Source organism: Pseudomonas anatoliensis, from assembly GCF_017976235.1.
Classification (GTDB): domain Bacteria; phylum Pseudomonadota; class Gammaproteobacteria; order Pseudomonadales; family Pseudomonadaceae; genus Aquipseudomonas; species Aquipseudomonas anatoliensis.
The window spans coordinates 240,960-266,613 of the sequence record NZ_JACVHC010000002.1 but is presented as its reverse complement, the minus strand read 5'-3'; the positions used below and the strand labels follow the sequence as shown (position 1 = coordinate 266,613).

The 25,654-nt window shown below is 59.3% G+C and carries 20 protein-coding genes; 10 read left to right on the top strand and 10 right to left on the bottom strand.

What is annotated here, in order from left to right; genetic code table 11:
• Positions 1-356: 356 nt before the first annotated feature.
• The 7 genes from ICA16_RS06600 to ICA16_RS06570 all read left to right on the top strand — a co-directional run bounded on the left by ICA16_RS06600 (position 357) and on the right by ICA16_RS06570 (position 12,434).
• Positions 357-2,408 carry a putative bifunctional diguanylate cyclase/phosphodiesterase gene (locus ICA16_RS06600; RefSeq protein WP_150601705.1) on the top strand — a complete coding sequence of 684 codons (2,052 nt, stop codon included), beginning with the start codon at positions 357-359 and terminating at the stop codon, positions 2,406-2,408.
• A 220-nt stretch (positions 2,409-2,628) separates the two neighbouring features.
• Complete coding sequence (locus ICA16_RS06595; RefSeq protein WP_150601706.1) at positions 2,629-3,981, top strand: imelysin family protein; 1,353 nt, start codon at positions 2,629-2,631, stop codon at positions 3,979-3,981.
• A 310-nt stretch (positions 3,982-4,291) separates the two neighbouring features.
• Positions 4,292-5,719, top strand: coding sequence for a di-heme oxidoreductase family protein (locus ICA16_RS06590; protein WP_210700260.1), 1,428 nt, complete (start codon positions 4,292-4,294; stop codon positions 5,717-5,719).
• A gap of 27 nt (positions 5,720-5,746) precedes the next feature.
• Entirely contained in the window at positions 5,747-6,811 is a 1,065-nt protein-coding gene (locus tag ICA16_RS06585; protein ID WP_150601708.1) for an imelysin family protein, read from the top strand.
• Between the two features lie 14 nt (positions 6,812-6,825).
• Entirely contained in the window at positions 6,826-7,926 is a 1,101-nt protein-coding gene (locus tag ICA16_RS06580; protein ID WP_150601709.1) for a DUF1513 domain-containing protein, read from the top strand.
• A 316-nt stretch (positions 7,927-8,242) separates the two neighbouring features.
• Positions 8,243-9,391 (top strand): efflux RND transporter periplasmic adaptor subunit, encoded by a 1,149-nt coding sequence (locus ICA16_RS06575; RefSeq protein WP_150601710.1) that lies wholly within the window; start codon positions 8,243-8,245, stop codon positions 9,389-9,391.
• 13 nt (positions 9,392-9,404) lie between these two features.
• Complete coding sequence (locus ICA16_RS06570) at positions 9,405-12,434, top strand: multidrug efflux RND transporter permease subunit (protein ID WP_150601711.1); 3,030 nt, start codon at positions 9,405-9,407, stop codon at positions 12,432-12,434.
• A 220-nt stretch (positions 12,435-12,654) separates the two neighbouring features.
• Here ICA16_RS06570 and ICA16_RS06565 read toward each other — a convergent pair whose 3' ends face one another.
• The 5 genes from ICA16_RS06565 to colR all read right to left on the bottom strand — a co-directional run bounded on the left by ICA16_RS06565 (position 12,655) and on the right by colR (position 16,382).
• The gene (locus ICA16_RS06565) at positions 12,655-12,882 is read right to left on the bottom strand and encodes a hypothetical protein (RefSeq protein WP_042560713.1); all 228 of its coding nucleotides are present in this window, start codon (positions 12,880-12,882) and stop codon (positions 12,655-12,657) included.
• A 2-nt stretch (positions 12,883-12,884) separates the two neighbouring features.
• On the bottom strand, positions 12,885-13,601 hold the full coding sequence (locus ICA16_RS06560; protein WP_150592799.1) for a lipopolysaccharide kinase InaA family protein: 717 nt from the start codon (positions 13,599-13,601) through the stop codon (positions 12,885-12,887).
• 3 nt (positions 13,602-13,604) lie between these two features.
• Entirely contained in the window at positions 13,605-14,273 is a 669-nt protein-coding gene (locus ICA16_RS06555) for a class I SAM-dependent methyltransferase (protein WP_150616211.1), read from the bottom strand.
• Between the two features lie 152 nt (positions 14,274-14,425).
• The gene (locus ICA16_RS06550; protein WP_150616212.1) at positions 14,426-15,709 is read right to left on the bottom strand and encodes a sensor histidine kinase; all 1,284 of its coding nucleotides are present in this window, start codon (positions 15,707-15,709) and stop codon (positions 14,426-14,428) included.
• Positions 15,699-16,382, bottom strand: a complete 684-nt coding sequence (gene colR / locus ICA16_RS06545) for a two-component system response regulator ColR (RefSeq protein ID WP_042560717.1) — start codon at positions 16,380-16,382, stop codon at positions 15,699-15,701. The genes ICA16_RS06550 and colR overlap by 11 nt, the downstream gene beginning before the upstream one ends.
• A gap of 218 nt (positions 16,383-16,600) precedes the next feature.
• Here colR and ICA16_RS06540 point away from each other — a divergent pair, with 218 nt between their 5' ends.
• Entirely contained in the window at positions 16,601-17,344 is a 744-nt protein-coding gene (locus tag ICA16_RS06540) for a phosphatase PAP2 family protein (protein ID WP_210700259.1), read from the top strand.
• A 165-nt stretch (positions 17,345-17,509) separates the two neighbouring features.
• Here ICA16_RS06540 and groL read toward each other — a convergent pair whose 3' ends face one another.
• The 4 genes from groL to ICA16_RS06520 all read right to left on the bottom strand — a co-directional run bounded on the left by groL (position 17,510) and on the right by ICA16_RS06520 (position 21,029).
• Positions 17,510-19,153, bottom strand: coding sequence for a chaperonin GroEL (gene groL / locus ICA16_RS06535; protein ID WP_150592796.1), 1,644 nt, complete (start codon positions 19,151-19,153; stop codon positions 17,510-17,512).
• Positions 19,154-19,203: 50 nt separating this feature from the next.
• On the bottom strand, positions 19,204-19,497 hold the full coding sequence (locus ICA16_RS06530; RefSeq protein WP_122606800.1) for a co-chaperone GroES: 294 nt from the start codon (positions 19,495-19,497) through the stop codon (positions 19,204-19,206).
• Between the two features lie 258 nt (positions 19,498-19,755).
• The gene (locus tag ICA16_RS06525) at positions 19,756-20,232 is read right to left on the bottom strand and encodes an FxsA family protein (protein ID WP_150601717.1); all 477 of its coding nucleotides are present in this window, start codon (positions 20,230-20,232) and stop codon (positions 19,756-19,758) included.
• Between the two features lie 65 nt (positions 20,233-20,297).
• Positions 20,298-21,029, bottom strand: a complete 732-nt coding sequence (locus ICA16_RS06520; protein ID WP_150601718.1) for a HugZ family pyridoxamine 5'-phosphate oxidase — start codon at positions 21,027-21,029, stop codon at positions 20,298-20,300.
• A gap of 161 nt (positions 21,030-21,190) precedes the next feature.
• On the opposite strand from ICA16_RS06520, the gene ICA16_RS06515 reads away from it, so the two are divergent.
• The gene (locus ICA16_RS06515; protein ID WP_150616215.1) at positions 21,191-21,949 is read left to right on the top strand and encodes an SDR family oxidoreductase; all 759 of its coding nucleotides are present in this window, start codon (positions 21,191-21,193) and stop codon (positions 21,947-21,949) included.
• A gap of 95 nt (positions 21,950-22,044) precedes the next feature.
• Here the strand turns inward: ICA16_RS06515 and apbC are convergent, their stop codons facing one another.
• Entirely contained in the window at positions 22,045-23,139 is a 1,095-nt protein-coding gene (gene apbC / locus ICA16_RS06510; protein ID WP_210555034.1) for an iron-sulfur cluster carrier protein ApbC, read from the bottom strand.
• 398 nt (positions 23,140-23,537) lie between these two features.
• Between apbC and metG the strand changes: the two genes are divergently transcribed.
• Complete coding sequence (gene metG, locus ICA16_RS06505) at positions 23,538-25,589, top strand: methionine--tRNA ligase (RefSeq protein ID WP_210700258.1); 2,052 nt, start codon at positions 23,538-23,540, stop codon at positions 25,587-25,589.
• Positions 25,590-25,654: the final 65 nt, after the last annotated feature.

Here is a 25,654-nt window from a genome sequence, read left to right as displayed (position 1 = left end):
GCTGCCGAAGGCTGAGATCTTTGATCATGGTTTATAGAATCAACATCAAAAGATCGCAGCCTTCGGCAGCTCCTACAGGGGATAGCGTTTTTCTCACGGTGAATGCTGGTCAGCGCTGCTTGCTGCCGCGCCACAGCGGGCTAACATCCAACAGAGGAAAATTTGCCCCGCATCGCTCAAGTTGAGGGCTAAAACTACCGACACAGTACAAATAGGGCTAATACTCCAGATGGCAGCATTCTGGCCAAGCCCACAGGCAAATTATCCTGTGCCCGATTGTCCCTTTGACTGCCAACACGGGATTGCCAATACTCATGGCAAACTGACGCTACCCGCACGGAACAAGGAATAACCCTTTGAAGCTGGAACTCAAGAACAGCTTGTCGGTGAAGTTGCTCCGGGTCGTGCTCCTGTCGGCATTGATCGTTGGCGTAGTCTTGAGCTGCGCGCAGATTGTGTTCGACGCCTATAAAACCCGTCAGGCCGTGGCCGGCGATGCCGAACGCATCCTCGATATGTTCCGCGACCCCTCCACTCAGGCCGTCTATAGCCTGGATCGGGAGATGGGCATGCAGGTGATCGAAGGCCTGTTCCAGGACGACGCCGTGCGTCAGGCCTCTATCGGCCATCCCAATGAAGCCATGCTCGCGCAAAAATCCCGCGAGTTGCAGCATTCCAGCAGCCGCTGGCTGACCGACCTGATTCTGGGCAAGGAGCGCACCTTCACCACCCAACTGGTGGGACGCGGGCCGTACAGTGAATATTATGGCGACCTGAGCATCACCCTCGACACCGCCACCTATGGCGAAGGTTTTATCGTCAGTTCGGTCATCATCTTTATCTCCGGCGTTTTGCGTGCGCTGGCCATGGGCCTGGTGCTGTATCTGGTTTATCACTGGCTGCTGACCAAACCGCTGTCACGGATCATCGAGCACCTTACCGAGATCAATCCGGACCGTCCCAGCGAGCACAAGATCCCGCAGCTCAAGGGCCACGAGAAAAACGAACTGGGCATCTGGATCAACACCGCCAACCAGTTGCTCGAATCGATTGAACGCAATACGCATCTGCGTCACGAAGCGGAAAACAGTCTGCTGCGCATGGCCCAGTACGATTTCCTCACCGGTCTGCCGAACCGCCAACAGTTGCAGCAGCAACTGGACAAGATTCTGGTCGACGCCGGCAAACTGCAACGCCGGGTCGCGGTGTTATGCGTGGGGCTGGACGATTTCAAAGGCATCAACGAGCAGTTCAGCTACCAGACCGGCGACCAATTGCTGTTGGCGCTGGCCGACCGACTACGCGCCCACAGCGGCCGCCTCGGCGCCCTCGCCCGTTTGGGCGGCGATCAGTTCGCCCTGGTGCAAGCCGATATTGAACAGCCTTACGAAGCCGCGGAACTGGCGCAAAGCATTCTCGATGACCTGGAAGCAGCGTTTGCCCTTGATCATCAGGAAATCCGCCTGCGCGCGACTATCGGCATCACCCTGTTCCCGGAAGATGGCGACAGCACCGAGAAGCTCTTGCAGAAAGCCGAGCAGACCATGACGCTGGCCAAGACTCGCTCGCGCAATCGTTATCAGTTCTACATCGCCAGCGTCGACAGCGAGATGCGCCGCCGGCGTGAACTGGAAAAAGACCTGCGCGATGCGTTGCTGCGTGACCAGTTCTACCTCGTCTATCAGCCGCAGATCAGCTATCGCGATCATCGCGTGGTCGGTGTCGAGGCGCTGATTCGCTGGCAGCACCCGGAGCACGGTCTGGTGCCGCCGGACCTGTTCATCCCGCTGGCCGAACAGAACGGCACGATCATCGCCATCGGCGAGTGGGTACTCGATCAGGCCTGCAAGCAATTGCGCGAATGGCACGATCAAGGCTTCGCCGATCTGCGCATGGCGGTCAATCTGTCCACCGTGCAATTGCACCACGCCGAGCTGCCACGGGTGGTCAACAACTTGATGCAGATGTACCGCCTGCCGCCGCGCAGCCTGGAACTGGAAGTCACCGAAACCGGCCTGATGGAAGACATCAGCACCGCTGCCCAGCACTTGCTGAGCCTGCGCCGTTCGGGCGCGTTGATCGCCATCGACGACTTCGGCACCGGCTATTCATCGCTGAGTTATCTGAAAAGCCTGCCGCTGGACAAGATCAAGATCGACAAGAGCTTCGTGCAGGATCTGCTCGATGACGACGACGATGCGACCATCGTTCGCGCGATCATCCAACTGGGCAAAAGCCTCGGCATGCAGGTGATCGCCGAGGGCGTTGAAACCGCCGAGCAGGAAAGCTACATCATCTCCGAAGGCTGCCACGAAGGTCAGGGCTATCACTACAGCAAACCGCTGCCGGCACGCGAGCTGAGCGTTTATCTGAAGCAGGCGCAGCGCAGCAACGCGGCAATCCTCTAGAAGATCAAAAGATCGCAGCCTCGTTTCACTCGACAGCTCCTACATTTGAAATGCGTTCTCCTGTAGGAGCTGCCGCAGGCAGCGATCTTTTGATCTTGATGCGCGAATAAGAAATATTTCCAAGCACGACCCTTTACACATAATGCGAAAGATTTGCATTATGTCGCAGTTTTGCGCCCCCAGCGCGAGTCCACTCAACTACCGAAGCAGGATGTTCGCCATGATTCGTATGCCTCTGGCTACCGCCAGTTTGCTGGCCATCGCTATTTCTCTCGCCGGTTGCGGCGAAGGCAAAGACAAAGACAAAGCCTCTGAAATGACGCCGGCTTCCAGCAGCGCTGCTCCAGCCCCTGCCGCTGCGCCTGCTCCTGCTGCCGGTAAAGTTGACGATGCCGCCGCCAAGGCTGTGGTCGCGCACTACGCCGACATGGTCTTCGCCGTTTACAGCGATGCCGAATCCACCGCGAAAACCCTGCAAACCGCCGTCGACGCCTTCCTGGCCAAGCCGAATGCCGACACCCTGAAAGCCGCCAAGGCTGCCTGGGTCGCTGCTCGCGTGCCGTACCTGCAGAGCGAAGTGTTCCGCTTCGGCAACACCATCATCGACGATTGGGAAGGTCAGGTTAACGCCTGGCCGCTGGACGAGGGTCTGATCGACTACGTCGACAAATCCTACGAGCACGCACTGGGTAACCCGGGTGCCGCGGCCAACATCATCGCCAACACCGAAGTACAGGTCGGCGAAGACAAGGTCGACGTCAAAGACATCACCCCGGAAAAACTCGCCAGCCTGAATGAACTGGGCGGTTCCGAGGCCAACGTCGCCACCGGCTACCACGCCATCGAATTCCTGCTGTGGGGCCAGGACCTCAACGGTACCGGCCCTGGCGCTGGTAACCGTCCTGCATCCGACTACCTGGAAGGCGCCGGCGCCACTGGCGGTCACAACGATCGTCGCCGCGCTTACCTGAAGTCCGTGACCCAATTGCTGGTCAGCGACCTGGAAGAAATGGTCGGTAACTGGAAGCCAAACGTGGCTGACAACTACCGCGCCACCCTGGAAGCCGAGTCGGGCGAAACCGGTCTGCGCAAAATGCTCTTCGGCATGGGCAGCCTGTCTCTGGGCGAACTGGCGGGCGAGCGCATGAAGGTTTCTCTGGAAGCCAACTCCCCGGAAGACGAACAGGACTGCTTCAGCGACAACACTCACTACTCGCACTTCTACGATGCCAAAGGCATTCGTAACGTTTACCTGGGCGAGTACACCCGTGTTGACGGCACCAAGATGACCGGCGCCAGCCTGTCGTCGCTGGTGGCCAAGGCCGATCCGGCTGCCGACACCGCACTGAAAGCCGATCTGGCCGCGACCGAAGCCAAGATCCAGGTCATGGTTGATCACGCCAACAAGGGTGAGCACTACGACCAGTTGATCGCTGCCGGCAACACCGCTGGCAACCAGATCGTCCGTGACGCCATCGCATCCCTGGTCAAGCAGACCGGTTCGATCGAAGCCGCTGCCGGCAAACTGGGCATCAGCGACCTGAACCCGGACAGCGCTGATCACGAGTTCTGATCAACAATGTCTGACTGAAAAAGGCGACCTTCGGGTCGCCTTTTTCATGCCTGCAAAAGCGCCCCCACATGTAGGAGCTGCCGCAGGCTGCGATCTTTTGATCTTGTTGTTTTAAAGCAAAATCAAAAGATCGCAGCCTACGGCAGCTCCTACAGGTTGGTTGGTGCTCCCAAGAGCCGAGCACTCCTACAAGGTTTTGCATTGGCCCAGGGATCTGCCCCACATCAAGCAAACGATAATTCCTCTTATTCAAACTCCCTCGCCCTGTTAGACTTTGCGCCTTTGTTTTCGCCCGTCCGCAGGATGTCTGATGCCCTCGCTGCTTCTTCGCTTGTCCGCACTGTTTCTGGCCTTGGGCCTGAGTGCCTGCGATGACGCCCCGCGTTTCATCAAGGCTGAGCCCGATGAAGCACGCTCGGGCGGTGCGGCGACCGTGCGCAAGAGCGATCAGAACGCATTCTCCCTGCCCTCGGCCAATCTGCCGCCGTCGCGGCGGGTGGATTTCAGCGTCGGCAACAGTTTCTTTCGCAGCCCTTGGGTGACAGCGCCGTCGACCACCACCGCGCGCGACGGCCTCGGCCCGCTGTTCAACACCAACGCCTGCCAGAACTGCCACATCAAGGACGGTCGCGGTCATCCGCCACTGCCAGACGCGGCCAACTCGGTGTCGATGCTGGTGCGCCTGTCGATCCCCGATGCGCCGCAATACGCCAAAGTCATCGAGCAGCTCGGCGTAGTGCCGGAGCCGGTGTACGGCGGACAGTTCCAGGACATGGCCGTGCCGGGTGTTACGCCGGAAGGCAAGGTGCGCGTCGAGTACACGCCGGTTCCCGTGCGCTTCAAGGACGGCACCGAAGTCGAACTGCGCAAACCGGCGCTGCAGATCACTCAGCTCGGCTACGGCCCGATGCACCCGGACACGCGTTTCTCGGCGCGTGTCGCCCCGCCGATGATCGGCCTCGGCCTGCTCGAAGCGATCCCCGAAGATGCGATCCTCGCCAACGCTGCCGCGCAGGCCAAAGACAAAAACGGCATCAATGGCCGACCGAACCGCGTTTGGGACGACGAACTGCAAAAAACCGTCATCGGTCGATTTGGCTGGAAAGCCGGGCAACCCAACCTCAATCAACAGAATGTTCACGCGTTTTCAGGTGATATGGGCCTCACCACCAGCCTGAGACCGTTCGATGACTGCACCGACGCGCAAACCGCCTGCAAACAGGCGCCGAACGGCAATGGCCCGAATGGCGAGCCGGAGGTCAGCGATAACATCCTGCGACTGGTGCTGTTTTACAGCCGCAACCTGGCCGTGCCCGCGCGCAGAGGCATCAACGACGAACAAGTGCTGGCCGGCAAAAACCTGTTTTTCCAGGCCGGTTGCCAGTCGTGTCACACACCGAAATACACCACCGCCGCCAACGCGGCCGAACCTGAACTGGCCAATCAAGTGATTCGCCCGTACAGCGATCTGCTGCTGCATGACATGGGCGACGGTCTGGCCGACAACCGCACCGAATTCCAGGCCTCCGGCCGCGACTGGCGCACGCCGCCGTTGTGGGGGATCGGCCTGACGCAAGCGGTCAGTGGCCACACCCAGTTTCTGCATGATGGCCGCGCTCGCAATTTGCTCGAAGCGGTGCTCTGGCACGGCGGCGAAGCGCAAGCTGCGCAGCAACAGGTTTTAGCTTTCAATGCCGATCAGCGTGCCGCGCTGCTGGCGTTTTTGAACTCACTTTAAATACAGATAAAGATCCGGGAGCCCGACATGTTCCGTCCCAAGCTGTTGTTCACCAGCCTTGCCGCCATCGCCCTCGGCGCCTGCTCGCCGCAGGATCCGCAAGCCGTTACCTCGGCTGCCATCGCCAAATCGGTGATCCTGCCGACCTACACGCGCTGGGCCGAGGCCGACAAGCAACTGGCCGTCAGCGCCCTCGCCTACTGCCAGGGCAAAGAGACGCTGGAAACCGCCCGCGCCGACTTCCTGCACGCGCAGAAAGCCTGGGCCGAGCTGCAACCGCTGCTGATCGGGCCACTGGCCGAGGGCAACCGTTCGTGGCAGGTGCAGTTCTGGCCCGACAAGAAAAACCTCGTCGGCCGTCAGGTCGAGCAACTGGTCGTCGCGCAACCGCAGATCGACGCCGCCGCACTGGCCAAATCGAGCGTGGTGGTGCAAGGCCTGTCGGCTTACGAATACATCCTGTTCGACGCCAAGCCAGACGTCGCCAACGCTGAGCAGAAAGCCAAATACTGCCCGCTGCTGATCGCCATCGGCGAACGCCAGAAGCAATTGGCCGAAGAGATTCTGCAAGGCTGGAACAACACCGACGGCATGCTCGCGCAGATGAGCAAGTTCCCCAACCAGCGCTACGCTGACTCCCACGAAGCGATCGCCGATCTGCTGCGTGTGCAGGTCACCGCGCTCGACACCCTGAAGAAAAAACTCGGCACGCCGATGGGCCGTCAGAGCAAAGGTGTGCCGCAGCCATTCCAGGCCGATGCGTGGCGCAGCCAGTCGTCAATGACCGCGCTGCAAGCCAGCCTCGCCGCCGCCAAAACCGTTTGGGAAGGCGTCGACAACAAAGGCCTGCGCGGTCTGTTGCCGGCTGAGCAAAAGCCACTGGCGGACAAGATCGATGCTGCCTATGCCGCGTCGCTGAAACTGTTCGACAGCACCCAGCGTTCGCTCGGCGAAATGCTTGAAGACGACGCCGGTCGGCAACAACTCAACGACATCTACGACAGCCTCAACGTCGTCCATCGCCTGCACGAAGGCGAACTGGCCAAGGCGCTGGGTATTCAACTGGGCTTCAACGCCAACGACGGTGACTGATGAGGGCAAGTGCCATGCTGCGACGCCAGGCTCTGACTTTAGGTAGTTTGCTGCTGGGAGCAGTGACGCTGGGCGGCTGGACGCTGTTCAAACGCAAGGATCAGAGCCCGCTGCTGCTGTCGGCTCGCGACGATACCGACGGCAAGCACTACGCCGTCGGCTATCGGCTGGATGGCACGCGCGTGTTCGCCACCGAGGTGGGTCAGCGCTGCCACGACATCATCAATCATCCGACGCTTGCGATTGCGCTGTTCGTCGCCCGTCGGCCGGGCACTGAAAGCTATCTGATCGACCTGCGTGACGGCACGTTGCTGCAAACCGTGACGTCGCAGCCGAACCGGCATTTCTACGGCCACGCCGTGGTGCACAAGGACGGCGAATACCTGTACGCCACCGAGAACGACACCACCGATCCGGGTCGTGGCTTGCTCGGGGTGTACAAGTTCGAAGGTGAGCGGCTGGTGCACAGCGGCGAGATTTCCACCCATGGTCTCGGCCCGCACCAGGTGTCGTGGATGCCCGACGGCGAGACACTGGTGGTGGCCAACGGCGGGATTCGGACCGAGGCGGAAAGCCGCGTCGACATGAACCTCAGCGCCATGGAACCGAGCCTGGTCCTGATGCAACGCGACGGCACCCTGCTGAGCAAGGAAACCCTCGCCCAGCAGATGAACAGCGTGCGCCACCTGGGGATTGCCAGCGATGGCACCATCGTCGCCGGTCAGCAATTCATGGGCGCGTCGCATGAGCGTTCTGAGCTGCTGGCGATCAAACGTCCGGGGCAACCGTTCGTGGCGTTCCCGGTGCCTGAGCATCAATTGCAGTCGATGGGGCATTACACGGCCAGCGTTGCGGTACACAGCGATTTGCGTCTGGTCGCACTGACAGCGCCGCGTGGTAATCGATTCTTTATCTGGGATCTGGACAGCGGCGAAGTGCGCCTTGATGCGCCATTGCCTGATTGCGCAGGTGTGGGTGCGGTGAAGGACGGCTTTGTCGTGACCTCGGGTCAGGGGCGTTGCCGCTACTACGATTGCCGTCAGGCTGAACTGCTGGCCAAGCCGCTGGAATTACCGGCAGGGCTCTGGGATAACCATCTTCATCTGATGGCTTGAGTTCCGACTTCTGGCCTGATAACACTTCTTTTGGGGATGACTCAAAACCTGTGGTGAGGGGATTTATCCCCGTTCGGCTGCGCAGCAGTCGTAAAACCGTTACACGCGGTTCAACAGATGAACCGCGTGTAATGGTTTTGGGGCGGCTTCGCCACCCATCGGGGATAAATCCCCTCGCCACAGGGGTTGTGTTCAGACTTATTCACTTCACCTCTCTTCTCTCCTCCCCCCTGTAAAAACTGCCAGTTGGAATCCCCCCTGAACTCGGAGTAATGTTCCCGCCTGTCTCACCTGATTTATCCAAGGAACTGGAAATATGCTGCGTCGCCGCATGCTGATCATGTTGGGTGTTGTTTTGCTGATCGTCCTGGTGTTGGGCGGGTACAAAGCCTTTTCGATTTACACCATGGTTCAAGGCTTCTCCAAGCCGAAACCGCCGATCAGCGTCGCCGTGGCCACTGCCAGCGAGCGTCCGTGGCAGATGCGTTTGCCCACCGTCGGCAGCCTCAAGGCCCTGCAAGGCGTCGACCTGAGCCTGGAATCCTCCGGCACCGTCACCGAGCTCAAATTCGAATCAGGGCAGAAGGTCAAGGCCGGGCAACCGCTGCTGCAACTCGACAGCGCCGTTGAAGCCGCTCTGCTGGAGACCGCCAAAGCCGACCTGGGCCTGGCGCAACTGGACTTCGGCCGTGGCAGCCAACTGATCGACAGTCGCGCCATTTCCAAAGGTGAATACGACCGACTCTCGGCGGTTCTGCAAAAGGAGCGGGCCACGGTCAACCAGCTCAACGCAGCGCTGGCGAAAAAACGCATCCTCGCACCGTTCAGCGGCACCATCGGCATCCGTCAGGTCGACATCGGCGACTACCTCGCCAGCGGCACCAAAATTGCCACTCTGCAGGATCTGAGCAGCCTCTACGCCGACTTCTATGTGCCCGAGCAATCGGTGCCGAAACTGGCCCTCGGCCAACCGGTGAATATCTCGGCCGCCGCGTACCCCGGGCAGATTTTTACGGGGAAGATCAGCGCGATCAACCCGCTCGTCGAAAGCACCACGCGTAACGTGCTGGTACGCGCCACCCTGGCCAACCCCGACGGCAAATTGTTGCCGGGCATGTTCGCCAGCCTCGAAGTGCTGCTGCCTGATCCGCAGAAACACATCGTGGTGCCGGAGAGCGCGATCACCTACACCCTCTACGGCAACTCGATCTACGTGGTCGGGCAGAAGAAAGCCGAAGACGGCAGCCTCGAAAAAGACGACAAGGGCCAACCAGTGCTGATCGCCGAGCGACGCTTCATCGAAACCGGTGAGCGTCGCGATGGGCTGGTGATGATCAACAAGGGCGTGCAGAGCGGCGAACAAGTGGTGACGGCAGGCCAGATCAAACTGGACAACGGCGCACACATTGCCATCAGCGACGACAAGACCCTCGGCGAGCAGAACAGTCCGCCCCGCGCCGACTGATCAAGGAATCCCCATGGCTTTTACCGACCCGTTCATCCGCCGCCCGGTGCTCGCCACCGTGGTCAGCCTGCTGATTGTGCTGCTGGGCTTCCAGGCCTGGAGCAAGCTGCCGCTGCGCCAGTACCCGCAAATGGAAAACGCCCTGATCACGGTGACCACCGCCTACCCCGGGGCCAATGCCGAAACCATTCAGGGTTACATCACCCAGCCGATGCAGCAGAGCCTGGCCAGCGCCGAGGGCATCGACTACATGACCTCGGTCAGTCGGCAGAACTTCTCGACGATTTCGATCTACGCGCGCATCGGCTCCAATACCGACCGCCTGTTCACCGAGTTGCTGGCCAAGGCCAACGAAGTCAAAAACCAACTGCCGCAAGACGCCGAAGACCCGGTGCTGAGCAAGGAATCCGCCGACGCCTCGGCGCTGATGTACATCAGTTTTTTCAGCAAAGACCTGAGCAACCCGCAGATCACCGACTACCTGTCACGGGTGATCCAGCCAAAACTGGCAACCCTGCCGGGCATGGCCGAAGCGCAGATCCTCGGCAATCAGGTGTTCGCCATGCGCCTGTGGCTTGATCCGGTGAAGCTTGCCGGCTTCGGCCTCAGCGCCAGCGACGTGACCAACGCCGTGCGCCAGTACAACTTCCTCTCCGCCGCCGGCGAAGTGAAAGGCCAGTACGTGGTCACCAGCATCAATGCCAACACTGAATTGAAGTCCGCCGAAGCCTTCGCGGCGATTCCGCTCAAGGTCAGTGGTGACAGCCGCGTGCTGCTCAGCGATGTCGCGCGGGTCGAAATGGGTGCGGAAAACTACGACTCGATCAGTTCGTTCGGTGGTACGCCCTCGGTGTATATCGGCATCAAGGCCACGCCGGGAGCCAACCCGCTGGATGTGATCAAGGAAGTGCGCAAGATCATGCCGGAGCTGGAGGCGCAGTTGCCGCCGAACCTCAAAAGCGAGATCGCCTACGACGCCACGCTGTTCATTCAGGCCTCCATCGACGAAGTGGTGAAAACCCTGTTCGAGGCGGTGCTGATTGTCATCGTCGTGGTGTTCCTGTTCCTCGGCGCACTGCGTTCGGTGGTAATCCCGGTGGTGACCATTCCGCTGTCGATGATCGGCGTGATGTTCTTCATGCAGATGATGGGCTACTCGATCAACCTGCTGACCCTGTTGGCGATGGTGCTGGCCATCGGCTTGGTGGTCGACGATGCGATTGTCGTGGTGGAGAACATCCACCGGCATATCGAGGAAGGAAAAACCCCGTTTGATGCAGCGCTTGAGGGCGCGCGTGAAATCGCCATGCCGGTGGTGTCGATGACCATCACCCTGGCGGCGGTTTATGCGCCAATCGGTTTCCTCACCGGGCTGACCGGGGCGCTGTTCAAGGAGTTCGCGCTAACCCTGGCCGGCGCCGTGGTGATTTCCGGCGTCGTCGCCCTGACCCTGTCACCGATGATGTGTGCCTTTTTGCTGCGCCACGAGGAAAACCCCACAGGCCTGGCGCATCGGCTCGATCGCGTCTTCGACAGCCTCAAGCGCCGCTACCAGAGCACGCTGCACGGCACGTTGAACACACGCCCGGTGGTGCTGGTGTTCGCCTTGATTGTGCTGTGCCTGATCCCGGTGTTCCTCAAGTTCACCAAATCGGAACTGGCGCCGGACGAAGATCAGGGCATCATTTTCATGATGGCCACCGCCCCGCAGCCAACCAACCTCGATTACCTGAGCACCTACACCGACGAATTCATCAAGATCTTCAAGGAGTTTCCGGAGTACTACTCCTCGTTCCAGATCAACGGCTACAACGGCGTACAGGCGGGCATTGGCGGGTTCCTGCTCAAGCCTTGGAACGAGCGCAGCCGCACCCAGATGGAGATCCTGCCCGAGGTGCAAGGCAAACTGCAGAACATTCCGGGCTTGCAGATTTTCGGCTTCAACCTGCCCTCCCTGCCCGGCACAGGTGAAGGCTTGCCATTCGAGTTTGTGATCAACACGGCCAACGACTACGAACTGCTGCTGCAAGTGGCCGACCGGATCAAGAAACGCGCCATGGAGTCAGGCAAGTTTGCCTTCGTCGACCTCGATCTGGCATTCGACAAACCGGAAGTGGTGGTCGACATCGACCGCGCCAAAGCGGCGCAGATGGGCGTGTCGATGCAGGATCTGGGCGGCACTCTGGCGACGTTGCTCGGGGAGGCGGAAATCAACCGCTTCACCATCGAAGGGCGCAGCTACAAGGTCATCGCCCAGGTCGAACGCCCCTTCCGTGACAACCCGGACTGGCTGAACAACTACTACGTGAAAAATACCCAGGGCGAGTTGCTGCCGCTGTCGACGCTGATCAAGGTCAGCGACCGCGCACGACCGCGTCAACTCAACCAGTTCCAACAGCTCAACGCGGCGAAAATCTCTGGTTTCCCGCTGGTGAGCATGGGCGAAGCGATCGACACCGTTTTGCAGATCGCCCGGGAAGAGGCGCCGGCCGGATTCGCGTTCGACTATGGCGGCGCATCCAGGCAATTCGTGCAGGAAGGCAGTGCCTTGTGGGTGACGTTCGCGCTAGCACTGGCGATCATTTTCCTGGTACTGGCGGCGCAGTTCGAAAGTTTCCGTGATCCCTTGGTGATTCTGGTGACGGTGCCGCTGTCGATCTGCGGTGCGCTGATCCCGCTGTTCCTCGGCTGGTCGAGCATGAACATCTATACCCAGGTCGGCTTGGTGACGTTGATCGGGCTGATCAGCAAGCACGGCATCCTGATCGTCGAGTTCGCCAACCAGTTACGCAAGGACAAGGGCCTGTCGGCGCGTGAAGCGGTCGAAGAGGCCGCAGCGATTCGGCTACGCCCGGTATTGATGACCACGGCAGCGATGGTGTTCGGCATGGTGCCGCTGATTCTGGCGACCGGCGCGGGGGCGGTCAGCCGGTTTGATATCGGGATGGTAATTGCGACGGGGATGTCGATCGGGACGTTGTTTACGCTGTTCGTTTTGCCCTGCATCTACACCCTGCTGGCGAAAGCCGATACCAAACCTTGACCTGACCCTGACTCGGACCTGACTCTGACCTGACTCTAACTCGGACCTGACTCTGACCCTGACCCTGACCCTGTAGGAGCTGCCGAAGGCTGCGATCTTTTGATCTTGTTTTTAGAATCAAGATCAAAAGATCGCAGCCTTCGGCAGCTCCTACAGGGGGATTTGCATCCAAAAAAAAGGCCTCGCATCTGCGAGGCCTTTTATTTTGGCTTCAATCGGTTCAACTCTGTGGCCTCATGCCTTGAGTAAGTCCGAACATGAACAACAACAAATCATGATCGGGTTGAGTTGCCACGGAGGCTTTCGCCACCCGTGGTACTGCACAATGCGCATCCGTCGTGGATGCGCCGAGGACCTGCATGCGCGGCTGCTCCCAGGCAGCCACCGCCAGTGAAGCAACTGCCAAGGCTCCTACCAAAAACAAACCTCGTGCAATTTCGAGTTTCATCGCTATAAACCTTTGATAGCGCTGCCAAACGCCGTCTCGTAAAAGTAGACGAGTTTCTTCCAGTCGGCATCGCGGAACGACGAATGGCGACGCAATTGCTTCATGTCGTGGGAGGCTGCGCGATAAGCGGTCAGACGCTGGCGGCATTTCTCCAGATCGATCAACGCCACCTCAACGGTGGCCGACTCGCCTTCGCCCGTCACCCGTACAAAAACGTGTTTGATGTAGATGCAGCTGTGCTGCCAGCGGCCCTTGTGCATACGCGCCAGGTTTTCGGCCAGATCCTTGAGCACACGCTCATAGACTGCGTCGCCGCACTGATCGCGACCACCGGCAGACGCCAGCCAGTGTTCCAGTTCCTGGAAACCGTCCAGAGACTTGGTCACCAGCAGAGCACGCCACTTGTGCTGCGGATCAGGCTGGGCACCACAGAAAACGATTTGCGGTACGCGCACGCCAAGCTTGCTGACACCGGTCAGGGCATCCAGCTCGCGCAATACGGTCGGACGTCCGAACGGATGCAGCCAACTGCGATAAATGTGTCCGGTCTGGCGCTTGGCATACAGCAACTGGCCATCGCGACCGACAATGCGTTGCACACCACTTTCGCCGCCACGGCGCACATTGGGTTCTTCGACCCACTCACCGCGCTGACTCCAGTAGTAGTCGAAGCTATCCTGGGGAGTCACTTGCGCTTCTGCTGCCATTTGCACTGCCATCCTTTACCTCTTGCGTAATACGTAAACTCGCCACATCGCATAGAGCGGAATAAAGTCGAGTTGTTCCTGAATACGGAAACCCGCCGTTTCAAATTCTTTTTCGACCGTAGCCGCCGGAATCAAAAAGCGATTCTGGTAGTCACGGTTGGGACGATCCTTCTCCGCACGCTTGCGTTTCCATGCCTTGAAATTGCCGTCGACCCACAGCGAAACAATCACGCTGTCACGGGTTACGCGCTCGAACTCGCGCAAAATCGCCAGACGGTGCTCGGCTTCTCCGACGTGATGGAGCAAGCGCATGCAGAAAATGCTGTCGACGGCGTTATCTGGCAGAGCAATATCGAAAGCGGAGGTGTGCAAAGGTTGCACCCGTTTCACCACATCTGCCGGTTGTCCTTCCAATGCGGTCTTGATCATCGATTCGGAGTTGTCCGCACCGATAATCACCCGATTGGGCTTTTCCGCCAGCAACGGCCAGAAGCGTCCGGCACCGCAAGGCAAATCCAGCACAAGGCCAGGTTCGCCGGCCAGGGTCAGAGCCTTGCGCGCCAACTGCTCGTCGCGTAGATGGGAAAGACGACGTCCGAGGCTTTCTTTATGTTTGCGCAGATATTTCTTAGCGTGTTGATCGTCGTACTTTTCGGAAAAATCGAGCTTGATCGGGCCGGTCATCACCAGGACTCCTGAATTACTGATGGCACCACCTTAAGGAGCGGTGTGTCAGCGTCAGGTCATCCAAATGTGAAAAAAATGTCAGGTAAACCGACAAATTATTACAACGTTATACAGGATTTAGACAGGTTGGCGGGAGTAGCCTGAAGCCACTATTTGCGTCCGAAATGGCCAAGATCTACCTCAAAGCGGCAGCCATTGGGTTCCATCGTGCTCAGGCTGACAGTCCAGCCCTGGTTTTCGCAGATGCGTTGTACCAATGACAAACCCAGCCCCAGCCCCTCCCCGCGCTTCTCGCTGCCCCGCACGAAAGGCTCGAACATGGCCTCGCGTTTTTCTTCAGGGATGCCGACGCCGGAGTCTTCGACGACAAATCCGTTGGCGGTGAGCGTCAGGCGGATGAAACCCTGCTCCGTGTAATGCAATGCGTTGCGCAGCAAGTTACCCATCACGGCGTTCAGCAGGGTTGCGTTATAGCGGGTATCCGCAGGGTTACCGGGTTCGAGGGTGAGGGTCAGTCCCTTGCGCTCAATCGGCTCGCGCCACAGGCACACCAGACTTTCTGCCACTTGCGTCAGGTTTTGCTGCGGTGCCGCCCCGGCTTCTTCATTTTGTGCGCGGGCGAGCATCAGGAAGGTCTGCACCAACTCGCGCATTTCCTCGCTGGCGCGGGCAATGCGCTCGACCTGGGAACGGCCGCGCTGGTCGATTCCCGGGTTTTCCAACAGCAGTTCGCAGGAGCTCGCCAGCACCATCAACGGCGTGCGCAACTCGTGGCTGACGTCACTGGTGAACAGTCGTTCGCGGGTCAGAGCCTGGCGCAAACGCCCCAGCGTGGCATCGAATGCCACCGCCAGTTCACCGACTTCATCAGCCGCGTAGTCCGGCGCCAGCGGCGGCGCCAAACCCAGCAATTGATCGCGATGGCGAACTTGGCGTGCAAGGCGCACCACTGGCGCCATTACCTTGCGCGCGAGCACCCAGCCGAGGAATACCGCCAGCGCCAGGCTGAGCACGAAGCCCACCAGCACCACGGCAAACAGCACACGCTCACGTTCTTCGAAATCGCTTTGATCCTGCAGCAGCACATACCGCCGGCCATCCACAACTTCGACCATGGCGTGGTACGACAGCTGCTCGCGGAAGACTTCATGGAAACCCGCATCCAGATGACGCAGATCCTTGGGCAAGTCGAAGTCGCCGGGGCCACCACTGAAATAGAACAGCTGGTCCGGCTCCGGGCGATGGCTCCAGTCGGAGACATTGTCCATCAGCAACAGGCGCTGCAGATCGCCGCCCAGCCCCGCCGAAATCAGTTTTTCCTCGACCAGATGCACCGTCGCGACAATGCCCATGGCGAAAGCGCCGGCAACCAGTGCGCTCATCAGCGCAAAGGCGATGATGATCCGTTGGGAAAGGCTTTGCTTAAACTCCATCACGCCCCTCGGCCAAGCGATAACCGACGCCGTGCACGGTGTGCAGCAAAGGTTTGGCAAACGGTTTGTCGATCACCTGACGCAATTGGTGAACGTGGCTGCGCAGGCTGTCGCTGTCCGGGCAGTCATCGCCCCACAGCGCTTCCTCGAGAATTTCCCGTCGCAGTACGTGCGGGCTCTTCTGCATCAATACCGCCAGCAGTTTGAGGCCGACCGGGTTGAGCTTGAGCAGCTTGCCTTCGCGGGTCACTTCCAGAGTGTCGAGGTCGTAGCTCAGATCGGCGACCTGCAAGGCACGCCGGCCGCCGCCCTGCGCCCGACGCATGACCGCTTCGATCCGCGCCGCAAGTTCAGACAATGCGAAGGGCTTGATCAGGTAATCGTCGGCGCCGGACTTGAAGCCCTGTAAACGGTCGTCCAGTTGATCGCGGGCGGTGAGCATGATTACCGGGGTATCACGGCGGGCATCCTCGCGCAGGCGTTTGCACAGGGTGTAGCCGTCGATACCGGGCAGCATGATATCGAGCACGATCAGGTCGTAATGCTCGGTGGCCGCCAGATGCAGGCCCGACAGACCGTCCTGGGCGCAATCGACGGTATAGCCTTTGAGCCCCAGGTAATCGGCCAGATTGGCCAGGATGTCGCGGTTGTCTTCGACCAATAAAATTCGCATGAGCACCTCTTGCGTACACAGTTACGGCCATCACGGCTCGCGCAGCTTACGGCCAAGTGTGGCTCAGGGCTAGGCGTGTGTCGGGATGTTTATCGATAAACCGGTTGTTTGTGCCGGCCAACGATTTTTTCACTTTCGGTTAACAAATCACCTACGCACGCGGGCGCAGACTTCGCGCGATTACGCCCCTCAAAATACTTGCCGACCAAGGAATTGCCATGGTGTCGACCTCTGCCCGTCCCGTTTCAAGGCCTCTGAATTTCTGGCTGTGCCTGGGCATTCCTGCCTTGGCTGCACTGGTGCTGGTGCTGCTCGAACTGACCGATCTGGACATGGATCTGGCCAGGCTGTTCTACGATCCGGTCGCGGGCGACTTCATCGGCCGGCACAGCTACTTCCTCGAAGACATCCTGCACGATCGCGCCAAGCAGGTAGTGATCGCATTTTCGGTGTTCGCCATTTTCGGCTTCTTCGGCGCGTTCTTCATCGACAGGCTCAAGCCGTTCAAGCGCGAGTTGGGCTGTCTGGTGCTGTCCCTTGGGCTGGCGACTTCGTTCGTGACGCCGGTCAAAGCAGTGACCGCTGTGCAATGCCCCTGGAGCCTGGAGCAGTTCGGCGGCCATGAAACCTACAGCAAATTGATGGATCATCGCCCGCCGACCGATAAACCCGGGCGTTGCTGGCCGGGCGGTCATGCGGCGACGGGGTTCACCCTGTTTGCGTTGTTCTTCGTGTTGCGTGATCGGCGTCCGCGTCTGGCGCGACAGGCGTTTATCTTTGCCTTTGCGCTGGGCTCGGTGTTCTCTATCAGCCGGATGATGCAGGGCGCGCACTTCTTTTCGCACAACGTGTGGACGGCGATTTTCTGCTGGCTGATTTGTCTGGGATCGTATTACTGGGTGCTGTATCGCCCGGCGGTGAAGACTGAATCGGTGATCAACACACAACCTGTCAGCGTCTGAACAAAGATCAAAAGATCGCAGCCTTCGGCAGCTCCTACAGGGTAAGGAATCACGTGTAGGAGCTGCCGAAGGCTGCGATCTTTTGACGTTGATCTTTTAGAAGGCAATAAAAAACCCCGCTGACTTTCGCCAGCGGGGTTTTTGCGTTACAGGGGTAAGGCTGGCTTACATCATGCCGCCCATGCCACCCATGCCGCCCATGTCTGGCATACCGCCGCCAGCCGGAGCGTCTACTTTTTTGTCAGCGATTGCAGCTTCGGTGGTCAGGATCAGGCCACCGATGGAAGCTGCTGCCTGCAATGCCGAACGAGTCACTTTGGTAGGATCCAGGATGCCCATTTCGATCATGTCGCCGTACACGCCAGTTGCAGCGTTGTAACCGTAGTTACCTTTGCCGTTCTTGACTTCGTTGACCACGACGCTTGGCTCGTCGCCGGAGTTGGCAGCGATCTGGCGCAGCGGCGCTTCAACAGCACGACGCAGTACAGCGATACCAACGTTCTGGTCAGCGTTGTCGCCGGTCAGGTTGCTCAGGGCTTCCAGAGCGCGGATCAGCGCAACGCCACCGCCAGGTACCACGCCTTCTTCAACGGCTGCGCGGGTTGCGTGCAGGGCGTCTTCAACGCGGGCTTTTTTCTCTTTCATTTCAACTTCGGAACCAGCGCCAACCTTGATTACTGCAACGCCGCCGGACAGCTTGGCCAGACGCTCTTGCAGTTTTTCACGGTCGTAGTCCGAGGAAGTTTCGGCAACCTGAGCACGGATCTGAGCGATACGGGCTTCGATGTCGCCTGCTACGCCAGCACCGTCAACGATGATGGTGTTTTCCTTGGAAATGGTCACACGCTTGGCGCTACCGAGGTTTTCCAGGGTGGCGCTTTCCAGGCTCAGGCCGATCTCTTCGGAGATAACGGTACCGCCGGTCAGAACAGCGATGTCCTGCAGCATGGCCTTGCGACGGTCGCCGAAGCCTGGAGCCTTGACGGCTGCAACCTTGACGATGCCACGCATGTTGTTCACAACCAGAGTCGCCAGGGCTTCGCCTTCAACGTCTTCGGAAACGATCAGCAGTGGACGGCCGGCTTTGGCAACGGCTTCCAGCACTGGCAGCATTTCGCGGATGTTCGAGATCTTTTTGTCGACCAGCAGAACCAGCGGGCTCTCCAGTTCGGCAACCATGGTCTCAGGCTTGTTGACGAAGTACGGGGACAGGTAGCCACGGTCGAACTGCATGCCTTCTACAACCGACAGTTCGTTTTCCAGGCCAGTGCCTTCTTCAACGGTGATCACGCCTTCTTTACCGACTTTTTCCATGGCTTCGGCAATGATTTCGCCGATGGAGCTGTCGGAGTTGGCCGAGATGGTGCCGACCTGAGCGATGGCCTTGGTGTCAGCGCATGGCTTGGACAGGTTTTTCAGCTCAGCAACAACGGCGATGGTCGCCTTGTCGATGCCGCGCTTGAGGTCCATCGGGTTCATGCCGGCAGCGACGGCTTTGTAGCCTTCGTTGACGATGGCCTGAGCCAGCACGGTAGCGGTGGTGGTGCCGTCGCCTGCGTCATCGTTGGCACGGGAGGCAACGTCTTTGACCAGCTGCGCGCCCATGTTTTCGAAACGGTCTTCGAGTTCGATTTCTTTGGCGACGGAAACGCCGTCCTTGGTGATGGTCGGAGCGCCGAAGCTCTTCTCGATGATCACGTTACGGCCTTTCGGGCCTAGGGTCGCTTTTACTGCGTCTGCCAGGACGTTGACGCCCTTGAGCATTTTCTTACGGGCGGAATCGCCAAACAGAACTTCTTTAGCAGCCATGATCGATATTCCTTAAATACTTTGTAGTAGCGGGAAAATGGACGGGGTAATCAGCCTTCGATAACGGCGAGAATTTCGTTCTCGCTCATTACCAACAGGTCTTCGCCGTCGACTTTCACAGTGTTGCTGCCGGAGTAAGGACCGAACACAACCTTGTCGCCTTCCTTAACGGACAGTGAGCGCACTTCGCCGTTTTCCAGAGCTTTGCCCGGGCCTACAGCGAGAATCACACCGTGGTTGGCTTTTTCAGCAGCCGAACCTGGCAGGACGATACCGCCAGCGGTTTTCTTTTCTTCTTCGCTGCGACGGATTACGACGCGGTCATGCAGAGGACGAAGCTTCATTGTCGATCTCTCCTAATTGTGGTTTTCATCGGCCGGTGTAGTCCCGGCGGGTTTAACAAATCCGGCCTTCGCCGGGTGCGCCTCGTCGAGCGAGACGCGGAAGTCTGACTGGCGCAAATGCCAGAAACCTTGCGGTGACCGTTACATAAGGGCGCATAAGCTTATTACAAGGGCGAACGCAGAAAATTTTTCATCGCAGCGCCCGGATGCAGCCCACATAAAAACCCGGCACCCGAGGGTGCCGTGTCGATTCAGGTGTCACTTGGTGTCGCGGTGTTCGAACTCGCCTTCGATCACGTTGGGCTCACGGCCCAGCGTCTCGCGTGGGGCAGGCCCGCCGCGTGGTTGCAGATCGTCAGCGAACGCACGCTGGCGCATCGCCTGTTCTTCGGCGCGCTGGCGCATTTTATTGGCCAGCAGTCGACGGGTGAATGGCAGCAGCATCACCAGACCGACCACGTCGCTGATGAAGCCTGGCAGGATCAACAGGCCACCGGCCAGTGCCAGCATCAGACCTTCAAGCATCGTTTGCGCTGGCAGTTCGCCGCGGTTCAGGCTTTCACGGGCACGCAGTGCCGTGGCCAGACCGGCGACGCGCAGCACGAATACCCCGAACATCGAGCCGAGAATGATCAATAGCAGGGCCGGGAAAAACCCGATAGCCCCTGCCACTTTGACGAATACGAACAGCTCCAGCACCGGAAACAGCAGAAAGAGCAACAAAAAAGGGCGCATCTAACTTTCCTCTACGCAAGAAATGCCTTGCAGTAAGCCTTAGATGACGTCGCCCTTTCGTGAATTCAAGCGTCGGCCACTGCATTTTTTGGCCAATGCTCGGCGTGAGCCAGAGAAACCAAGGCTTCGCGCACTTGTATCGGCGTATGACATGGCGCTTGAAACGGCAACCAGTACAGCGCCTGACCGATGCGCAGGTGCATGCCTTCGGTGTCGATCCCGGCCAGTTGTGCCGGCACGGTTTTCGGCAGCCCGGCCAGATCGACGTAGTGCGCGATGGCTTTGGCGTGGTCGCTGTTCATGTGTTCGACCATGCTGATTTCGGCTTTGCCGGCGAACGGGTTGGCCAAGGTCAGTTGATCGACCCAGTGAATCGCACCGAAACCACCGATGTAGCGATGTCGCACCGGATTCAGCACCCAAAAATCGAAATCGTGAGCCTTGTGGTAGTTCTGCGAGTCGGGGAAGTAGCGGTAATAACGCTCGGCCGCCGCGTCAATGCTGGCGGTGTCTTCAAGCTTTTGCGCCTCGGCCAGATAGGTCAGGCGACCAACGGCTTGCACATCATCTGCCTCGCGCTCACCCACGAGCATCGAGCATTTCGGGTCTTTTTGCAGATTGTGCGTGTGCTGGGCGATGCGGCTGATCAGGATCAACGGCCGGCCCTGCTCGTCCAGGCAATACGGCACGACGGAGCCAAAGGGAAAACCGGGCATGGATTTAGAGTGGGTCGAGAGCACTCCACGGTATTCCTTGAGAAGCAATTCTCGGGCATTCTTCGCCACTTCAACGCTCAATTTATGACTCCTTAAATAGAATCCGTCGAAAAAACGGACAGGTGCGCGGGATAAGTTCCGCTCACCATCGGGCAATTCTCATGTGCAGCCAGGCCACATCAGGCGCAGATCGAGAGGCTCTCTAAGGGAAATCCACTCTGACCTGCTATCGGGGCATGCGAATGCAACTCAACGACAAAGTAATCATTATCACTGGCGGTTGCCAGGGTTTGGGCCGTTCGATGGCCGAGTATTTCGCCGACAAAGGCGCGAAGCTGGCGCTGGTCGATCTGAACCAGGAAAAGCTCGACGACGCAGTCGCCGCCTGCAAAGCCAAAGGCGTCGAGGCCCGCAGCTATTTGTGCAACGTCGCCAATGAAGAACAGGTGGAGCACATGGTCGCGCAGGTCGCCGCCGACTTTGGTGCGATCCACGGTTTGATCAACAACGCCGGGATCCTGCGTGATGGCCTGCTACTGAAGGTCAAGGACGGCGAGATGACCAAGATGAGCCTGGCCCAGTGGCAGGCAGTGATCGACGTCAACCTGACTGGCGTATTCCTCTGCACGCGCGAAGTCGCGGCGAAAATGGTCGAGCTCAAGACCAGCGGCGCAATCATCAACATCTCGTCGATCTCGCGCGCAGGCAACGTTGGCCAGACCAACTATTCCGCAGCAAAGGCCGGTGTGGCGGCGGCGACCGTAACCTGGGCCAAGGAACTGGCGCGTTATGGCATTCGCGTGGCGGGCATTGCGCCGGGCTTCATTGAGACCGAGATGACCCTGGGCATGAAGCCGGAAGCGCTGGAGAAGATGACCGCGGGGATTCCACTCAAGCGTATGGGCAAACCGCAAGAGATCGCCCATTCGGCGGCGTACATCTTCGAGAACGACTATTACACCGGTCGGATTCTGGAGATGGATGGCGGGTTGCGGATCTAGAACAAGATCAAAAGATCGCAGCCTCCGGCAGCTCCTACACAATGTTTTTCTGTAAGAGCTGCCGAAGGCTGCGATCTTTTAACTGGCGACGCCGATCAATCGTCGCTGATGGTGATGTTCGGCATGGCCGGCGTTGCCGCTTCCTGCAACACAATCCGCGCGCCAACGTGACGCGCCAGTTGCTGATAGACCATGGCAATCTGGCTGTCCGGTTCGGCGATCACCGTTGGCTTGCCGCCATCGGCCTGTTCGCGGATCAGCATCGACAACGGCAGCGAGGCCAATAGCTCGACACCGTACTGGCTCGCAAGCTTCTCGCCGCCGCCTTCACCGAACAGATGCTCGGCATGGCCGCAATTGGAGCAGATGTGCACGGCCATGTTTTCCACCACGCCCAACACCGGAATGTTGACCTTGCGGAACATTTCCACGCCTTTGCGCGCGTCGAGCAAGGCCAGGTCCTGCGGTGTGGTGACGATCACAGCGCCTGCCACCGGGACTTTCTGCGCCAGGGTCAGCTGGATGTCGCCAGTGCCTGGCGGCATGTCGATCACCAGATAATCGAGATCGCCCCACGCGGTTTGCGTGACCAGTTGCAGCAATGCGCCGGAGACCATCGGCCCACGCCAGACCATTGGCGTGTTGTCGTCCGTCAGGAACGCCATCGACATGACTTCGACGCCGTGGGCCTTGAGCGGCACGAACCACTTCTGATCCTTGACTTCAGGGCGAGTGCGCTCGGGAATGCCGAACATGATGCCCTGACTCGGGCCGTAGATATCGGCATCGAGAATCCCGACCTTGGCGCCTTCACGGGCCAGCGCCAGCGCGAGGTTGGCGGCGGTGGTCGATTTGCCGACACCGCCCTTGCCCGACGCCACGGCAACCACGTTCTTGACGTTGGCCAGCCCCGGGATCTGCGCTTGAGCCTTGTGCGCAGCGATCACCGTGTTGACCTCGACTTTGGCAATCACTACGCCGTCGAGGTTTTCGATGGCCAGTTGCAGCAATTGCGCCCAGCCGCTTTTGAACAGGCCGGCGGCGTAACCGATTTCCAGCTGCACATTGACGCGGTCACCGACGATCTCGATGTTCTTCACGCAACCGGCGCTGACCGGGTCCTGGTTCAGGTAAGGGTCGGTGTATTGGCTGAGGACGGCTTCCACCGCTGCGCGAGTGACGGCGCTCATGGGCAACTCCGATAACAAGACTGGGAAAAGATGGCGGGTATCGTACCGCGCAGATTGATTTGTGGTGAGTGGATTTGTACCGCAAACATTCCAGGGTGAATGGGATTTATGCCAGTCACAGATATTGTGGCGAGGGGATTTATCCCCGATGGGAGGCGAAGCCTCCCCAAAACCGGACACCTCAGCCCATCAGACACACCGCGTGCAATGGATTTACGACTGCTGCGCAGCCGATCGGGGATAAATCCCCTCGCCACAGGCAAACCCGTTCACAACACAGGGATTCACAGTCAAAAATAATCTGCCTGGCGCATCCGGAAACAGGCGCACAGGGTGAAAAATATGCGCCAGCGCTTTATAGTGGCCGACCTCCGTTTCATCAAGTAGCGAAGCCCCACATGTCCGAGCCACGCAAGATCCTCGTCACCAGCGCCCTGCCCTACGCCAACGGTTCGATCCACCTTGGCCACATGCTGGAATACATCCAGACCGATATGTGGGTGCGCTTCCAGAAGCATCGCGGCAATCAATGCATCTACGTCTGCGCCGACGACGCCCACGGTTCGGCGATCATGCTGCGCGCAGAAAAGGAAGGCATTACCCCGGAACAACTGATCGCCAACGTGCAGGCTGAACACAGCGCCGACTTTGCCGAGTTCCTGGTCGACTTCGACAACTTCCACTCCACTCACGCCGAAGAAAACCGTGAGCTGTCGAGCCAGATCTACCTCAAGCTGCGTGACGCCGGGCACATCGCCCAACGTTCGATCACGCAGTATTTCGACCCGGAAAAGAAAATGTTCCTGGCCGACCGCTTCATCAAGGGCACCTGCCCGAAATGCGGCACTGAAGACCAGTACGGCGACAACTGCGAAAAATGCGGTGCAACCTACGCACCGACTGATCTGAAGGATCCGAAGTCGGCAATCTCGGGCGCCACCCCGGTGCTCAAGGATTCCCAGCACTTCTTCTTCAAACTGCCGGACTTCCAGGAAATGCTGCAAGCCTGGACCCGCAGCGGCACCTTGCAGGACGCCGTGGCCAACAAGATCGCCGAGTGGCTGGACGCCGGCCTGCAACAGTGGGACATCTCCCGCGATGCGCCGTACTTCGGTTTCGAGATCCCGGGCGAGCCGGGCAAGTATTTCTACGTATGGCTGGATGCGCCAATCGGCTACATGGCCAGCTTCAAGAACCTTTGCGATCGCACGCCGGAGCTGGACTTCGACGCGTTCTGGGCCAAGGATTCCACTGCCGAGCTGTACCATTTCATCGGCAAGGACATCGTCAACTTCCACGCCCTGTTCTGGCCAGCCATGCTCGAAGGCGCCGGTTACCGTAAACCGACCGCGATCAACGTACACGGCTACCTGACCGTCAACGGCCAGAAGATGTCGAAATCGCGCGGCACCTTCATCAAGGCCCGCACGTACCTGGATCACCTGTCGCCGGAATACCTGCGCTACTACTACGCAGCCAAACTGGGCCGTGGCGTTGACGACCTCGACCTGAACCTCGAAGACTTCGTGCAGAAGGTCAACTCCGACCTGGTCGGCAAAGTCGTCAACATCGCCAGCCGTTGCGCCGGGTTCATTCAAAAGGGCAATGCCGGCCTGTTGGTCGACAACAATGCCGCGCCTGAGCTGACCGAGGCTTTCCTCGCCGCCGCGCCAAGCATCGCCGACGCTTATGAAGCCCGCGACTTCGCCCGTGCCATGCGTGAAACCATGGCCCTGGCCGACCGCGCCAACGCCTGGATCGCCGACAAGGCTCCGTGGTCGTTGAACAAGCAGGAAGGCAAACAGGATGAAGTCCAGGCGATTTGCGCCACCGGCATCAACCTGTTCCGCCAACTGGTGATTTTCCTCAAACCGGTGCTGCCGCTGCTGGCCGCCGATGCCGAGGCGTTCCTCAACGTCGCCCCGCTGACCTGGAACGACCACACCACCCTGCTGGCAAATCATCAGCTCAACGAATTCAAGCCGTTGATGACCCGCATCGACCCGGTAAAAGTGCAAGCCATGACCGACGCCTCGAAAGAAGACCTCGCCGCCAGCCAGACCGATACCGGCGCAGCCGCCCCGGCAGGCAACGGCGAACTGGCCAAGGATCCGCTGTCGCCGGAAATCGACTTCGACACCTTCGCCGCCGTCGACCTGCGCGTTGCCCTGATCATCAAGGCTGAAGCCGTGGAAGGTGCCGACAAACTGCTGCGCCTGACCCTGGACATCGGTGACGAGCAACGCAACGTGTTCTCCGGAATCAAGAGCGCTTATCCAGACCCATCCAAGCTCGACGGTCGCCTGACCATGATGATCGCCAACCTCAAGCCGCGGAAAATGAAGTTCGGTATTTCCGAAGGCATGGTGATGGCGGCAGGTCCTGGCGGTGAAGAAATCTACCTGCTGAGCCCGGACAGCGGCGCCAAGCCAGGTCAGCGCATCAAGTAAGACTCTGCGGCAAATCGATCCCACAGGCGTGCGCGCATGCCTGTGGGATTTTTCATATCTGGCCC